This window comes from Aliterella sp. E5.1, assembly GCF_057473825.1.
This window is the reverse complement of sequence record NZ_JBYCCV010000015.1, coordinates 24,397-40,754: the sequence shown is the minus strand read 5'-3', so window position 1 is coordinate 40,754 and position 16,358 is coordinate 24,397. Positions and strand designations below refer to the sequence as shown.

At 43.8% G+C, this 16,358-nt stretch carries 12 protein-coding genes; 4 read left to right on the top strand and 8 right to left on the bottom strand.

Annotated elements, in window-relative coordinates; genetic code table 11:
* Positions 1-50: 50 nt before the first annotated feature.
* A complete protein-coding gene (gene rplC / locus AC2VE5_RS07990) occupies positions 51-692 on the bottom strand; it encodes a 50S ribosomal protein L3 (RefSeq protein WP_486887240.1) in 642 nt (213 codons plus the stop codon).
* 630 nt (positions 693-1,322) lie between these two features.
* On the opposite strand from rplC, the gene ndhN reads away from it, so the two are divergent.
* Positions 1,323-1,790, top strand: a complete 468-nt coding sequence (gene ndhN / locus AC2VE5_RS07985) for an NAD(P)H-quinone oxidoreductase subunit N (protein WP_486887239.1) — start codon at positions 1,323-1,325, stop codon at positions 1,788-1,790.
* A 7-nt stretch (positions 1,791-1,797) separates the two neighbouring features.
* On the opposite strand, the gene AC2VE5_RS07980 is transcribed toward ndhN, so the two are convergent.
* From AC2VE5_RS07980 to ligA, 3 genes are read right to left on the bottom strand one after another with little or no spacing between them, the layout of a single operon-like run.
* Complete coding sequence (locus tag AC2VE5_RS07980; protein ID WP_486887238.1) at positions 1,798-3,435, bottom strand: alpha/beta hydrolase; 1,638 nt, start codon at positions 3,433-3,435, stop codon at positions 1,798-1,800.
* 2 nt (positions 3,436-3,437) lie between these two features.
* Complete coding sequence (locus tag AC2VE5_RS07975) at positions 3,438-4,385, bottom strand: DMT family transporter (protein WP_486887237.1); 948 nt, start codon at positions 4,383-4,385, stop codon at positions 3,438-3,440.
* Between the two features lie 22 nt (positions 4,386-4,407).
* Complete coding sequence (ligA, locus tag AC2VE5_RS07970) at positions 4,408-6,426, bottom strand: NAD-dependent DNA ligase LigA (protein WP_486887236.1); 2,019 nt, start codon at positions 6,424-6,426, stop codon at positions 4,408-4,410.
* A gap of 295 nt (positions 6,427-6,721) precedes the next feature.
* Between ligA and AC2VE5_RS07965 the strand changes: the two genes are divergently transcribed.
* Complete coding sequence (locus AC2VE5_RS07965; protein ID WP_486887235.1) at positions 6,722-7,933, top strand: glycerophosphodiester phosphodiesterase family protein; 1,212 nt, start codon at positions 6,722-6,724, stop codon at positions 7,931-7,933.
* Positions 7,934-8,059: 126 nt separating this feature from the next.
* The gene (locus tag AC2VE5_RS07960; protein WP_486887234.1) at positions 8,060-8,290 is read left to right on the top strand and encodes a hypothetical protein; all 231 of its coding nucleotides are present in this window, start codon (positions 8,060-8,062) and stop codon (positions 8,288-8,290) included.
* A 2-nt stretch (positions 8,291-8,292) separates the two neighbouring features.
* Here AC2VE5_RS07960 and AC2VE5_RS07955 read toward each other — a convergent pair whose 3' ends face one another.
* Both AC2VE5_RS07955 and mnmG read right to left on the bottom strand, forming a co-directional pair.
* Positions 8,293-8,865, bottom strand: coding sequence for a TIGR04376 family protein (locus AC2VE5_RS07955; protein ID WP_486887233.1), 573 nt, complete (start codon positions 8,863-8,865; stop codon positions 8,293-8,295).
* Between the two features lie 27 nt (positions 8,866-8,892).
* Positions 8,893-10,800, bottom strand: a complete 1,908-nt coding sequence (mnmG, locus tag AC2VE5_RS07950) for a tRNA uridine-5-carboxymethylaminomethyl(34) synthesis enzyme MnmG (protein ID WP_486887232.1) — start codon at positions 10,798-10,800, stop codon at positions 8,893-8,895.
* 227 nt (positions 10,801-11,027) lie between these two features.
* On the opposite strand from mnmG, the gene AC2VE5_RS07945 reads away from it, so the two are divergent.
* Positions 11,028-13,058 (top strand): ABC1 kinase family protein, encoded by a 2,031-nt coding sequence (locus tag AC2VE5_RS07945; protein ID WP_486887231.1) that lies wholly within the window; start codon positions 11,028-11,030, stop codon positions 13,056-13,058.
* Here AC2VE5_RS07945 and AC2VE5_RS07940 read toward each other — a convergent pair.
* Entirely contained in the window at positions 13,055-13,489 is a 435-nt protein-coding gene (locus AC2VE5_RS07940) for a hypothetical protein (protein ID WP_486887230.1), read from the bottom strand. The two genes, AC2VE5_RS07945 and AC2VE5_RS07940, sit on opposite strands and share 4 nt — an antisense overlap.
* A gap of 33 nt (positions 13,490-13,522) precedes the next feature.
* Complete coding sequence (locus tag AC2VE5_RS07935) at positions 13,523-16,255, bottom strand: valine--tRNA ligase (RefSeq protein ID WP_486887229.1); 2,733 nt, start codon at positions 16,253-16,255, stop codon at positions 13,523-13,525.
* Positions 16,256-16,358: the final 103 nt, after the last annotated feature.

Below are 16,358 nucleotides of genomic sequence, written 5' to 3'. Positions count from 1 at the left end.
TCGTAATAGCTTACGCTTGCGCGTTCAGCCATCGATTTGACTTTTACTTTTTAAGTGGAGCGTTTTAACCTTTTAGCTGGCGAAATACTTAGTAACGCGCCAGGTTTGCCAGGAATTGCCCCTTTGATTAATAACAAATTGCGTTCTGGGTCTACTCTAACGATGATTAGCTTGCCAATAGTGACGCGCTTACCACCTAGTCGTCCCGCCATTTTTTTGCCGGGATAGACACGACCGGGGGTTGTACCCGCACCAATAGAACCTGGCGCTCGGTGGTTTTTGGAACCGTGAGACATCGGTCCACGACCAAAGTTATGCCGTTTTTGATAACCAGCAAAACCCCGACCGATACTTGTACCTGTGACATCGACAATTTGCCCGGCGGCAAACATCTCTGCGGTAAGTTGTTGACCAAGAGTAAATTCGCTGGAATTATCAGCGTGATACTCGCGCAAATGACGCAAAGGAGGCGCTGAAGATTTGCTCAAATGCCCCAATTCTGGTTTGTTTAACGATTTTGGCTTTACTTCTTTAAATCCAACTTGGATGGCGCTATAACCATCAGTTTGAGTTGTTTTAACTTGAGTAACAGTGCATGGTCCAGCTTGGACGATAGTTACAGGGATAGCTTTTCCTGTGTCGTCAAAAACTTGAGTCATGCCCAGCTTGGTGCCGAGGATACCTACAGACACGGGTAACTGGTTCTCCTTTTTTCATGCGTGGGATAGAAATCGGACTGCAAACAATGTTTGCACTACCGATGGTTTTGATTTCTGAGCGATCGCAACAATTTATGCTTAGTTGCAGCACAGGTCAATCTAGTTAGAACCTCAAAATTAATTGAGATTCTTTTAAAAATTGCGAATACTTCCGCAATTTGATGATTGTTAAGCAATTGCCAACATTAGCAAGAAATCGCTTCTACAAGTTCCAGGCTCTTTTGAGGACTTAAGCGCATCAATCCGCTTAGTATCCCGCACTTAATGTGCTAACAACAAGTCTATAAATTAGCTTGTTATTCCTGGCTTTTGGGCTGTTATTTATAGTTGAACTGTTGTTGCTCTATCTAGCTCGATGGTTGGCGGATAAAACAATTGTTTATCCATGTTTATCCAAACTAACTAGGCTATTCTTGACAGTTAAACTAAGCAATTTTGACCACAATCTAATAGTGTAGATGAGTATGGGCAAATTGGCAACTACGATTGTGGGAATTAGAAAAAGTGTCGATTCCTGTAATAGAATAAATCTTTAACAAGCTGATTTTAGCTCCATCCCTAGAGATAATAAAAACATTAAGTAAGTAGTTGACAACAAAAGTAATGGCGCTAATTACCACTGGCAAGCAACTGATTCGAGATCTGGAAAAATCGGGGGCATTGGGTTTGTACGTGCCGCCGGAGGGTGGTTATGAAGGACGCTACCAAAGAAGAATCCGGGCGGCAGGCTATACAACCTTACAAATGACTGCCCGTGGCTTGGGAGACTTGGCGGCGTATCTAACTGGAGTCCATGGAGTGCGCCCCGCTCACTTAGGCAAAAAAGATATTAGAGTGTACTACTTGCCACCAATAGTCAATTACCATTTAGAAAATTTGCCTCCAAAATCCAAAGGGTTGGTGTTGTGGATGATGGAAGGGCATTTGCTTTCAAATCAAGAAGTAGAGTATTTGGCTTCCTTGCCTCAACTAGAGCCAAGAGTGAAAATAGCGATAGAAAGAGGCGGCGATCGCTTTTTTCGCTGGATGCCGTTAAAAGATACTTTAGAAGCAAGTTACAAAGCGGTGTAGTTGGCTTTTATTTGGGCAAAGTAGTATTTACAAGCGATCGCAAATCTGCGGGTAAAGATTGAACAAGCTTAACTTTGGCGACAGGTTGAGCGATCGCATTTGTGTAACTAGCACTTAAGTAAGGTCTATATTGGGAGTTGTTGGCGACGTAGACTTCGCTAAAAGCAACGCTCAAAGCTCTCATGTAGCGCCGGACAAGATTTGGATGAGCGCCGTAAATCGGAAAGGGCAGAGCGAGCGGATTGGTGTCAGGACTAGGTTCAGAAAGTGCCGAAAAGTGCGTCCCCCCTTCAAACAAAACTAGATATTTTTGTGAGGTAGTTAGCCAGCTAAAAGGAATAATTTGCTCAGATAACGCTGGAGCAACAGTATCATTGCTGCCACTAACAATCATTAGGGGAATTTTAATTTTACTAAGGCTATCTTCACCAAAAATGCTATTGCTTAGAGGATTAATAGCGATCGCGGCTTTAACGCGCGGATCGCGCAAATTGTACTGAGTTACAGGTAGCTCCAAAGCCCGACATTGCAGTAGGAGAGAAATATTTAATGCATTGACACGATCTTCGCAATTTTTTTGAAGCAGGGGAAAATTAATCGGAGCGCCAGCTAAAGCTAAGGCTGTGTAGCCGCCAAACGATTGCCCAATAACTCCCACTTGGTCTAAGTTGAGTTGATAAGTGGAATCTTCATTATCAAGCGCTTGGAGGCGATCCAATAAATATTTGACATCGTAAGGGCGATTAATAAATTCGCTTGGTTCGTCGGCGGTATTAGCGCGTCCTGCAAACAAATTCCGCAATCTTTCGGTATCGCTACCAGGATGTTCGGGAACAGCAACAGCAAAGCCGTGGGAAGCTAAGTGGGTGGCTAAATAAGCTAGAGTTGTGCGATCGGAAGCTAAACCATGAGAGATGACAATTACAGGTACGGAGCGGGAAGTAATTGGGATGTAAAAATCTGCAACAAAAACGCGATCGCGGGTTTTGTCATTTAGCGTTAGCGTTTGTTTATTCCATTTGTAACGCCCACTATTGCGGAGATCGGGCATTTGGGAAAAATCAACCTTCACTCCAGCAGTAGCTGTAATATCAGCTTCTTGGGAAATAGACACCACCGCTTGATTAGTGCGATTAATAATAGTTTCTACTTCATCAGCAAGTTGCAGACTGCGTTGTAGATCGATCCGAATACTGTTACTAGGAAAATAGCGCAAGACATTCAATAATGTTAATCCTTCGCTATCGGCGGCGGCTAACACTAAAGCAGAACGCAAGGCATAAACCCCGGTTTGCCTAGACTCTGTTTGAATAATTTGCCCCACTCTTTGCAACAAGACTTCGCCTTGAGGGGTGTAAAAAAACTGGGAAACAGCTACTGGACCTATATCTATCCGCGCCAGTAAAACGCGCCGCAACTGTACCATTACTTTGGGATCGGCATACTTGACATAGGCTGCCAAATCGTCGTTAACTTTTCCTTCTTTGGCGTAAAGTTCTAGAGCATCAATAGAGATCGATCGCTCTAGCGCCGCATAAGAAGCATAGATGCGTTGAGCAGCAAAAGTTGGGCGGGGTAAAGTAACGGAAGGTACGAGCAAGGAAATTGCGATCGCAATTGTTTGTAACCCTATCTGTTTGAGCATAACTAACTGCTCCCTGGTGTAACTTGGATAGATGACTTGCCCAGAGCGATCGCCATTGAGCCAGAAACTACCATTATCGCGCCAATTATTGCCAAAAATGTCAAATTCTCTGGTTTAATTAATTGTGGGGCGATTTTTGAACCTAGATCGACAGATACCAAAGTCACAATTGGGGCTAGAGCTAAAACTGCACTTACTTTCGAGGCTTGCCAATGCTCTAAGGCTTCAGCAAAAGCGCCGTAGGCTACGAGGGTGTTGAAGCCGCAAAATACCAACGCGACTAAGGACAACGGACTCATAGCAAAAATGAGTTGAGGCTTGGCTATGGGTGTAAATAACAAGCTACAGCCGCCATAAATAAATAGCATGATGCTGAAGGAAGATAGTTTTTGCAGTAACTGCTTTTGAGCTAAGGCATAAATTGCCCAAGCAATGGCGGCAATAACCAGCAAACCGCTACCAATGAGATACGTTTTAGGGGCGGTAAGGAGATTATTTAACTGTTCGTGAAAAAAGATATTAAAGCCGAGAGTTAATACACCAAAGCCGATCCATTGCTGTAAGGTATATTTTTCTTTAAAAAATGTGATCGCTGCTAATCCAAAGACTACCGGAGCAATTTGAATCAAAACTTCAGCATTGTTGGCAGAAGTTTGGGCTAATCCCTGGACAAATAACAGGTAATTGATGGCGAGAAAGAAAATTGCGATCGCTAGTAACTTGAAAGTAGGCGATCGCACTGGCGGGATTTTTGGTAGTTGGTTGCGTACTCCTAGGTAGATAGCTAGGAAGACAAAAGATAATAAAAATCGAAACCAGGTGAGAGTATATACATCTATAGCTTGAAGCGCTATGGACAGGGCAATTGGCAGTATTCCCCAGAGAAGAACAGTTAGCAAGGATAAGGCTAATCCTAAGCGCCAGTTGCCAGAATTTTGATGGAGTTGCATAAACGAACCTAGGCGCAGATTATTAATTTAGAAGTTTTAGTAATTGAGATTCTTCTAAGCAGACAATGCCTAGTTTTTGGGCTTTTGTGAGTTTGGAGCCTGCTTCTTCGCCTACAACTAAATAATCAGTTTTTTTGCTGACTGATTCAGTTACTTTTGCTCCAGCTTTTTGGATTAGTTCTTTAGCTTCTTCTCGTTTTAAAGTAGGTAAGGTTCCAGTAATAACAAAAGTTTTGCCACTTAGAGGAGTTATCGCGGTTTCTTTAAACTCTGCTTCTAGTTGCAAGCCCAAGTTTTGCAGTCGAGAAATTAAAGTTTGATTGGCACTGATGCGAAACCATTGATGCACAGATCCAGCAATTTCGGCTCCAATGCCGTAAACTGCGGCAATATCTTCAATCTCTGCTTGGGCTAATTGTTCCACCGTGGAAAATTGTTGGGTTAAAGTTTGGGCATTGACGCTCCCTACATGACGAATCCCCAAACCATATAGCACCCTCGACCAAGGTTTAGTTTTTGATTGAGCGATCGCATCTATTAATTTTTCTGCTAATTTATTCCCCATCCGCTCCAAAGAGTACAGTTTTTGGGTAGTTAATTCGTAAAGGTCAGCAACCGAATGTACCAAGCCTTTATCTACCAATTGATGCCCTAATTTTTCTCCCATCCCGTTAATATCTAAAGCATCCCGACTAACCCAATGTTCGATTGCGCCCTTGAGGATAGCGGGACAGGAAGCATTGACACACCTAGTTACAGCTTCGCCCAAGGTTCTGACTACAGGCTGGTTGCAGACTGGGCAATTTTCGGGCATTTGAAAAGCCACAGCTTCTGATGGGCGAAGTTCAAGCAACACGCGCACTACTTCGGGGATAATTTCGCCAGCTTTGCGGACAATTACCGTATCGCCAATACGGATATCCAATTCGCGGATGCGATCGGCATTATGTAAGGTAGCGCGGGAAACAGTGGTTCCGGCTAGTTGCACTGGGCGCATTTGAGCCAGGGGAGTTAAAGCTCCCGTGCGTCCTACATTTACAGCAATATTTTCAACACGAGTGGGGGCTTCTTCGGCGGCGTATTTTAATGCGATCACCCAACGGGGAAATTTTTGGGTAAATCCTAGTTGTTCTTGGAAGCTAAAGGAATTTATTTTTACAACTACGCCATCAGTCATGTAAGGCAAGTTTAATCGTTCGGTATCCCAACGCTGGTAATAGGCTGCTACTTCTTGAGAGGTGGGGGATAATGTACGGTTGGGATTTACTTTAAAGCCCATCTTTTGCAATAGTTCTAATGCTTCCCATTGAGTACGGGCAATACTTGTATCATCTTGCCCAGGAATATGTAGGGTATAAGCAAAAAAATCTAGTTTGCGTCGGGCGACAATTTTGGGATTTAGTTGGCGTAACGTCCCGGCGGCGGCATTGCGCGGGTTGGCGAATAGTTGCTCTCCAGCATCTCGGCGTTCTTGATTGATTTGTTGAAATACATCTAGAGGTAAAAATGCTTCACCACGCACCTCAACTAAAGGGGGGCAATTTTCTAAGTCTAATTTAAGTGGAATAGAGCGAATTGTTCGCACATTTTGGGTAATATCTTCCCCCGTTACGCCGTCTCCCCTAGTTGCACCTCTAACTAATATGCCGTTTTCATAACTTAGGGCTAAGGCAGAACCGTCTATTTTTAGTTCGCATACATACTCAGCTACTTTGATACTAGGCGCTTGACGCTGCCAGCGTTTTTCCCAGTTTTGCAATTCCTCTGTATTAAAAGCATTTTCTAGGCTGTATAGAGGAATGCGGTGCTGTACTGATTTAAACCCAGTTGCGGGCTTTTCTCCCACTCGCGCAGTGGGGCTATCGAGGGAGGCTAATTCGGGATACTTGGTTTCTAACTCTTGCAATTCTCGATATAAACTGTCGTATACAGCATCTTCCATGATGGGATTATCGAGGACGTAGTAGGCATAACTTGCTTTTTGCAATAGACTTTGCAACTCTACAACTCGTTGCTTAGTTTTTGGGGTCAAGGATTCCACAGAGCCTCACTTAATTTTGCCATCGACACCTATTTATCTTAGCTGCCACCTCGCGGCAAATTTTTTAGCCGATGTTTGTCAGGGGTAACTTCAGAAAGCCGAGCTACATTGCCTAATCTGCAACTTTTTCAACTAACTAATCAACTTTAAACCACGATTAATTTGCCCTTAATCCTATCTCAGTACATTTACTGTGTACAAGCATTTTCAGAATGACTGCGACAGCAAAAATACATAAACTACCTTCAGAGTTTTATATTTGTCATTTTGAATAATTAGTTTTGAGGAGTGTAATATGATTCGATCCCCCTTAGCAATCTTAACATCAACATTTTTGACACTTTTGGGCGCAAGTCAAGTTACTGCCGCCACCCTAAACGGATCGGAACCAATTGTGATTGGGCATCGCGGGGCTAGCGGCTATCGTCCCGAACATACTCTAGCCTCCTACGAGTTAGCCATTAAAATGGGAGCAGATTATATCGAACCTGATTTGGTTTCAACCAAAGATGGAGTTTTAGTAGCACGGCATGAAAATGAAATTTCTGGAACTACTGATGTATCTACTAGATCTGAATTTGCCGACCGTCAAACTACTAAAACTATCGATGGAAAACCGGTTACGGGGTGGTTTACAGAAGATTTTACCTTAGCTGAACTAAAAACATTAACAGCTAAAGAGCGTATTCCAGAAATTCGTCCTGATTCAGCTGACTTCAACGGATTATATGAAGTCCCGACGTTGCAAGAAGTAATCGATCTAGCTGCACAAAAAAGCTTAGAAACTGGGCGAACTATTGGCATTTATCCAGAAACAAAACATCCTACTTACTTTGATTCGATTGGGTTATCTTTAGAAGAACCTTTAGTTGCAATTCTTGATGCTAATGGTTTAACCGATGCTGATGATGCAGTATTTGTACAGTCCTTTGAAGTAGGAAATCTGCAATACCTGGATACTCTGACAGATGTATCGTTGGTACAGTTGTATGATGATGCTACAGTTCAACCTTATGACTTTGTTGCTAGTGGGAGCGATCGCACTTACGGCGATTTGTTAACAGTAGCAGGATTAACTGAAGTTGCTGAGTACGCTGATGGGATTGGTCCTTGGAAACGGTTAATAATTCCTGCCGAGACAGTAGATGCAAATGGGGACGGAAAACCAGACGATCTCAACGGTGATGGTGAAATCAACGATGCAGACAGGGTGCTGCAAGCAGCTACTACTCTTATTGATGAGGCTCATGGGGCGGGTTTGTTAGTACATCCTTATACGTTCCGTAGGGAAGACGTTTTCTTAGCTTCTGACTACAATGGCGATCCCGAACTAGAATACGAACAGTTTTATAATTTGGGCGTTGACGGTGTATTTAGCGATAATCCAGATATTGCTGTTGCTGTGCGCGATCGCGTAGCTGAACCAGTCCCAGAACCAAGTACATTGCTAGGATTCGGTATAGTACCGTTTTTTCAATGGCTGCGTCGTCGCAAGTCCCAACGCTAAACAATGATGCCCCAACAAACAATTGAATGCGATCGCTCCACCAGAGCAAAATATCATTACAAGCAATCGCGCTATAGCCCCAAGAACTAAATAGGTTATATTTATTTGAGCTAATTGGTGCAAGCTATGAAAGTTTGGTTATCTTGTTTTTTGGTGTTATTTGCGATCGCTGGGCTTTACCAATGGGCGCAGCACGTAACCTTACCCCTACCTTTTTATATTTTATGCGGAGCAGTTTTGGCAGTTGCTTCAAATGCTAACAAGCGCCTAGGTTTCTTTTTGCCCTTAAAAGATGAAGTGCTGGCGATCGTCAATTCTCTCCAACTCAAACAATCTAGTCCCAAAGAACCAAAATAACTCTAACGCCCCATATTGCGCTTCATCTGCTCTAATTCGTCTTGAGTTTCCCAACGACGAAAAGCATCATCTAAAGCATCGGGTGCGCCATTGGGAGTGGGGGTTTGATTCCATCCGGCAGTTTCCAAGCGCTGAGCAGCTTGGTAATTGGTACGATTTACCTGGGACTCAGTTATTTTAGTTTGCACCTCTTGACGGCGCTGTTGGATGCGTTTGAGGAGTTCTTTGGCTTGGGTTACTCGTTCTTTGATGCCCTGCATTTGTCCCCAGCGTTGGTTGCCTTCTCTCAGTAAAGTTGCTTCCCTTTGTTGGGCGGCTTCGGCTAAATCTAGCCTGTTGGCAGTTTTTGCTTTTTCTACCCGAATATGCCAGCGTTGAATTTCTTGAGCTTTAGAGAGAATTTCATCTTGACTTCGCTTTTCTTGGAGTTGTAAGTCAGCAATTAGTCTTAATGTATCTTCTTCCTGTCCGCGCAACTGATCTAAAAGTGCTTCTAACTCCAAGTGGGGATTGTTTTTTAAAAATTCTTCTAAGCGACTTTCCAGAAAACGGCTAAAATCATCAAATAATCCCACTTTTAGAACTCCTTGGAGTAAATATTTCTAAGCTAAGACAGTTGGAGTAGCGCTGCGAGCGCGAAATTCTAAATAAACTAGCAAAGCGTTAACATCGGCGGGGTTAACTCCACCAATTCTAGCGGCTTGACCGATAGTTAAAGGTTTGACTTTAGATAGTTTTTCTCTTGCTTCTTTAGAGAGAGTCTCAATGGTCGAGTAATCCAAATCCTCTGGTAGCGGACGATTGGCGTGACGAGAAATGGCATCAATTTGATTTTGCTGGCGTTGCAAGTAACCAGAATATTTAATATCAATTTCTGCGCCAGCTTTTTCGGCGGTGGTAAGCGTCGGGTTACTTAGCCCGTAGGTTTCTAAATTGGCGTAATGGAATCCCGGACGACGCAGCAGGTCGGCTAAAGTAATAGAGTTTTTGATTGCTTGGTGGATATCTGAGGAAATTTGTTTGGCAACATCGCTGTGTTCTTTAATTCGCGTCGAGTGTAGCCGTTCTTTTTCGGCGGTGATGTTCGCTTGCTTGCGTGTAAATATTTCCCAAATGCGATCGCTAACTAGACCAATTTTCCTACCTACTGGTGTTAGCCGTTCGTCGGCATTGTCCGAGCGCAATAATAAGCGATACTCTGAACGACTGGTCAGCATTCGATAGGGTTCTCTCAAGTCTTTGGTACACAAGTCGTCCACCAATGTACCCAAATAACTTTGTTCGCGAGGGAAAATAACCATTTCTTGGTGCTGGGCATATCGCGCTGCATTAATTCCCGCGACAATACCTTGGGCTGCCGCTTCCTCGTATCCTGTAGTGCCGTTAATTTGTCCTGCACAAAATAACCCTTGAACTTTTTTGGTCATCAAAGTTGGATAACACTGGGTTGCAGGTAAATAGTCGTATTCCACCGCGTAAGCTGGACGCAGCATGACGCAGTTTTCTAATCCTGGCAAAGTCCGCAGCATTTCCAACTGGATAGGTTCGGGTAAGCCCGTAGAAAAGCCTTGGATGTATAATTCGGGAATATCGCGACCTTCCGGTTCGATAAAGATTTGGTGGCTTTCTTTATCGGCAAAACGGACAATTTTATCCTCAATACTAGGGCAATAACGCGGTCCTTTGGCATCTACCCAACCTCCATAAACTGGCGATAAATGCAGATTATCCCGAATTAATTGATGAGTTTGGGCAGTGGTACGAGTGAGATAGCAGGGCATTTGCTGCCTTTCTACCCACACATCAGGGTCAAAACTAAACCAACGTACTTCCTCGTCGCCAGGTTGAAGTTCTAACTTGCTGTAATCAAGCGACTTCTTATCTACCCGTGCAGGTGTCCCAGTCTTTAATCTTCCTGTCTCAAACCCTAGTTTATTTAAGGTTTCCGTCAAACCTTCGGCGGCAAATTCTCCCGATCTCCCCGCAGGCATTGATTTATTTCCTACCCAGATTCGCCCGCCCAAAAATGTCCCAGTCGTCAAAATCACGGCGGTTGCTTGGAAGGCTACGCCAAAATAAGTTTCAACGCCGACTATTTCATCGTTAGCGCCAATTACTAAGTCTGTAACCATGCTTTCGCGGATGGTTAAGTTTTCTTGGTTTTCGACGATTTCTTTCATCACTTGGGCGTACTCGCGTTTGTCTGTCTGAGCCCGTAATGCCCAGACCGCAGGACCACGAGACGCATTTAATACGCGCTTTTGTAAGTAAGTGCGATCGCTAACTCTACCAATTTCACCGCCTAAAGCATCTACTTCGTGAGTTAATTGCGATTTGGCGGGTCCTCCTACGGCGGGGTTGCAGGGCTGCCAAGCAATTTTGTCTAGGTTCAGCGTCAGTAATAGAGTACGGCAGCCCAAACGGGCGGCAGCTAGGGCGGCTTCACAGCCTGCGTGACCGCCACCAACTACAATGACATCGAAAGCGTCTTGAAACTGAGAGGTCGTCATGGTTCTAAAAGAGACTTATCTTTAATCTTAAACGAGTCGGATCGCAAGCAAGAGGAAAGGGCATTAATCAATCTCTAGTTAGACTAAATTGCTCTTGTCGCAAGCGAGAATGAGTAATCATTAGATAAATACTGTAGGCTCAATAAAATAGAGCCGATTAAAAATCAACTTATAACAGCAATTTGTTACAATACTTAATGCCGATGCGGTAGTGCGGTTTTATATTCATGAATGTTAAGAACGACTTAGTTGAGCTTCGGGTTGATGCAGCGCCAGGGCAAATAATTTTAGCTGAACCATTAGAAGTTGGGACAGATTTAAACGGGCAAAAAAGGCTAGAACCGGAAAGTGAAGTTGTGAAGCCGGAGTTGTTGCGCTACGACCCAGAAGCCATAGCTGCCCATTATCGTAGAAAGCCTTTAGAAGTATTAGGACGTATTTTTACAGTTATATTTCCCTCTGTAAGTTTTGCTTTGGGCTTGTGGTGGGACAAAAAAAGAGGAATTGGCGATCGCAATCAGCAAAAACGCGCCGTCCAGTTAAAGGAATTATTAACAAAACTGGGTCCTGCTTATATCAAAATTGGGCAAGCTTTATCTACTCGCCCCGATCTAGTGTCGCCTGCTTATTTAGAGGAGTTGACGCGGCTGCAAGATCAGATACCACCCTTTGCAAACGAAATTGCCTACCAATTTATTGAAGAAGAGTTAGGCGATCGTCCAGAACAAATTTATGCAGAGTTGTCACCAGAACCAATAGCGGCGGCATCATTGGGGCAGGTATATAAGGGTAAGTTGAAAACTGGCGAAACTGTTGCCGTCAAAGTACAGCGCCCCGACTTGCAAGAGACAATTGCGGTTGACTTGTACATTTTACGCCGCATGGCTACTTGGGCAAATAAAAATATTAAGCGCTTGCGCAGCGATTTGGTCGCAATTCTAGATGAATTTGGCGGACGCATCTTTGAGGAGATGGACTACATCAACGAAGGGGAGAATGCCGAGCGATTTGCCAAGCTATACGGTCATTTGAAAGATGTTTATGTGCCAAAAATTTATTGGCAATATACTCACCGTCGCGTTTTGACGATGGAATGGGTGGTAGGTACTAAGCTAACTCAAGTAGATGCTATCCGCGCTCAAGGAATTGATGCCAGATACATTATTGAAGTAGGCGTTCAGTGTTCTTTGCGTCAGTTGTTAGAACATGGTTTTTTTCATGCCGATCCTCACCCAGGAAACTTGTTAGCTACTCCTGACGGACAACTAGCGTACTTAGATTTTGGGATGATGAGCGAAATTAAGCCCTATCAACGCTATGGCTTAATTGAAGCGGTGGTACACATGGTCAACCGCGATTTTGAAGGATTAGCCCGCGATTACGTCAAGTTGGACTTTTTAACCCCAGAAACAGACCTAACTCCAATTATTCCGGCTTTGAGTCAGATTTTTGGGAATGCTTTGGGTGCGAGTGTAGCAGAACTAAACTTTAAAAGCATTACCGATCAATTGTCGGCGTTGATGTACGAGTATCCTTTTCGCGTACCTGCTTACTACGCTTTGATTATTCGATCCCTCGTCACGTTGGAAGGAATTGCAATTTATATCGATCCGAATTTCAAGGTACTGAGCGAAGCATACCCTTATATTTCTAAGCGATTATTGACCGATCCTGCCCCAGAGTTGCGAGAATCTTTGCGAGACTTATTGTTTAAAGACGGTCGTTTCCGTTGGAATCGCTTGGAAAACTTGCTTAAAAATGCTCGTAGCAGTGAAGAATACAACCTTACTAAGGTACTTGATGAGACTTTAGAATTTTTATCTTCAGAGCGAGGCGCTTTGATTCGCAACAACTTGATTGATGAACTAGCTAAAAGCGTCGATGCTTTGAGTAAAGACGCTTTGCACAACGTTACTAATAACTTACGCGATCGCTTGTTAAATACTCCCTGGGGTAAACCTATGGCAATGGTAGTTAATCCAGTTCCCGCCGCCAGTACCGAGCAAGAACAAACTCTCGATCATATCAAGCGCATTTGGAGTATTTTGCAAGAAACACGCGGTTTTGACCCAGCAAAAGTTAGTTCGCAAATTCCGCAATTACTTACCAATCCAGGAGTACAGCAAATAGGCAGACAGGTTGCTGGGCGTCTGGCAAGTAAAACGATCGCCCGTTTGATTCGTGAAACATTAGTCAAAAACGAAACCCCTGTTAGTAGTAATGGCGTTGCCAAGACTGCGGTAGTTGTTAAAACCTAAGCTTCGGGAGAATTTTCATTTTCTTTATCTCGTTTGAAACTTTCCTCTAGGGCTTGGATTTGTTCACGACGGGCTTCTACTTCTAATGAACGTCGCGACAAGTCTTGATTTTGCAGTGTCAAAGACTGTCGCCACTGTTCAGAGCGTTCAGCTTCGGCTTTTAAAAATGCTGGAGTAACGCCGCTAGTCAAGTAGGTTTTGACCAAATCTAACACCCAAGTTGTAGCATCTTGAATACTGAGCATTTCTCCTTGAGGAGATAGCTCAATTAGAACTAGCACTCCTTCTTGGAGAGAAGTTGCTGAGGCAATACTAACTATTTTTCCTTGTTCATCTACTTCCCATCTATATGAAGATTGTTGATAAGCCAACAAAGTGATTTCTAATTGTCCTGGCAATTTTTGTTTTTGGACTTGAGCTAGATATAGCATGGGTTTTGGGGCGCTAATTGCGCCCGCTTTTAGTTAATCAGTTAAATTTTGGAGGCGATCGCGCAGGATTTGGGCTTGTTTTTCGGCTTCTTGTAAGTTATCCCGGACAGAAAGAATTACATCTTCTGGGGCTTTATCTACAAATTTAGGATTATTGAGCCGATTGGATAGCGATTGTATTTCTGCTTCTACTTTACTCAATGTTTTTCTTAGCTTTCCTCGCAATGCTTCAGTGTCCACTACACCCGCTAGAGGAATCAATACTTCTACCGTCCCTACTACTCCAGAAATAACGTTTTCAAGCGAGTTAGTATCTTGTTTTGGTTGAACTTCTAAGCTTTCGGCTTTGGCTAAGTCCAAAATGTGGAGTTGTCCAATGCGAGTTAGGGTATCGAGTTCGCGATCGCTTTCACTTTGCAAAATTACCCGAATTTTTGCCCCTGGCTTGATATCCCCTTCGGCTCTAAGATTGCGAATTTTGCTAATAGTAGTTGTAATTAGTTCAAAACTATGTTCTAATTCTTCATTGATTAGCGCTTTATCTGGCTGAGGATACAACTGCAAACCTAAAATTTCGCGATCGCTGCTTTGAGTAAGAGTGTGCCAAATTTCTTCGGTAATATGGGGCATAAATGGATGTAACAGCTTCAAAATTCCCTCTAAAACATAAGCAAGGGTTTGTTGTACTGCTTTGCGTGAAGGTGATTCTGGTTGCAGGCGGGATTTTACTAGCTCAATATACCAATCGCAGAAGTCGCCCCGGATAAACTCGTACAAACTTTTTGCAGCTTCTCCCAAACCGTAATTATTAATGCGATCGCTTGTTTCTACTACGGCTTGCTGGAAGCGTGACAAAATCCACAGATCGGCTGGTTCTAAATCTGTTTCTGGTTTTCCCAACTGCTGAGGGGTCAAACCATCCAAATTCATCATTACAAACCTCGAAGCATTCCACAGCTTATTAGTAAAGTTACGACTAGCTTCTACGGCGGCAGATTCATCGGTTTTACGGTTATATTCTAGGCGGATATTTTGACCCGCCCCCGCGACTTCTTTTACCAAGGTATAGCGCAAAGCATCCGTACCATACTTATCGATTAGCAATAATGGATCGATGCCATTATTTGCTGACTTGGACATTTTTTTGCCATTTTCATCCAATACCAAGCCGTGAATGTAGACATCTTTAAACGGCATTTGCCCAGTAAAATGACCGCCCAACATAGTCATCCGCGCTACCCAGAAAAAGATGATATCAAAGCCAGTAACCAATGTAGACGTTGGGTAATAAGTAGCCAAGTCTTGCGTTTGTTCTGGCCAGCCTAAAGTTGAAAAAGGCCACAACCCCGATGAAAACCAAGTATCTAACACGTCTGGGTCTTGCTCTAATTTGACATCGTTGCCAAACTGGGAAATAGCTTTTTCACGAGCCTCCGCCTCAGTTTTGGCGACTATAAAAGGCGTATTATCGGCAATTTCGCCACTTGTTTCGCTGACAGCATACCAAGCCGGGATTTGATGACCCCACCAAAGTTGACGAGAAATACACCAATCGTTTAATTTAACTAGCCAATCGCGGTAAACCTTAGCCCAGCGTTCGGGGATAAACTGAGGCGATGAGCGTTCGTCTAAAAATTCTAGAGTGTTATCAGCTAGAGGGCGAATTTTGACAAACCATTGAGTAGATAGCAATGGTTCAATAGGGACTTTACCGCGATCGCTATAAGGTACAGAATGCTTGTAATCTTCTACCTTGACTAGAAAGCCCTCAGCTTTAAGACGTTCTACTACCTTTTTTCGCGCTACAAACCGATCTTGCCCTTGAAACTCTCCAGCATTTTCATTGAGCGTGCCATTTTTATTCATAATATTGACCATTGGCAGCCCGTGACGCTGACCCATAGCAAAATCATTCGGATCGTGAGCGGGAGTGACCTTTACGCAGCCCGTACCAAAGGTTGGATCGACAAATTCATCGGCAATTACTGGAATTTCGCGCCCGACAATAGGCAACTTCAACATTTTGCCAATTAAACGCTGATAGCGATCGTCAGTCGGATTGACCGCCACCGCCGTATCCCCAAGCATTGTCTCCGGGCGAGTCGTCGCTACTTCTACAAAACCCGAATCATCTACAAACCGATAGCGGAAGTGCCATAAATGCCCGTCAACTTCCTGCTTTTCTACTTCCAAATCCGAAACCGCCGATTGAGTTGCAGGACACCAATTTACCAAATACTTACCGCGATAAATCAGCCCTTCCTCAAACAAACGAGTAAATTCTTCTACTACAGCCTTAGACAACCCTTCATCCATAGTGAAACGTTCTCGCGACCAATCGACCGACACGCCCAAACGCTTGAGTTGATTGATAATTGTTCCACCCGACTCGGCTTTCCAAGCCCACGCCTTTTCTAAAAATTTCTCGCGTCCTAACTCTTGACGAGTTTTACCTTCCGCCTGCAACTGTTTTTCTAAAATTGTGTGGGCGGCAATACTTGCGTGGTCAATACCAGGAAGCCACAAAGTATTCCTTCCCTGCATCCGGTGGTAGCGAATCAATACATCAATCAACGCGCTTTCAAAAGCGTGACCCATATGCAAACTTCCTGTCACATTCGGCGGCGGAATCACAATACAATAGGGTTCGCCCCCGCGATTGGGGTCAGCTTTGTAGACTTGGTGATCGTCCCAGTATTTTTGCCATTTAGATTCGGCGATTTTGGGGTCGTAGATGCTGGGTAAGTCGTTGATACTTGCGGTCATGGCAGAAATACTAAGTTGAGACGGCTGTTAGTAAGATTTTGACATATACGCTAAGCGGACAGAAGCTTAGAGAATTGATAAAAAAAGGACGCTCTTTAGCGTC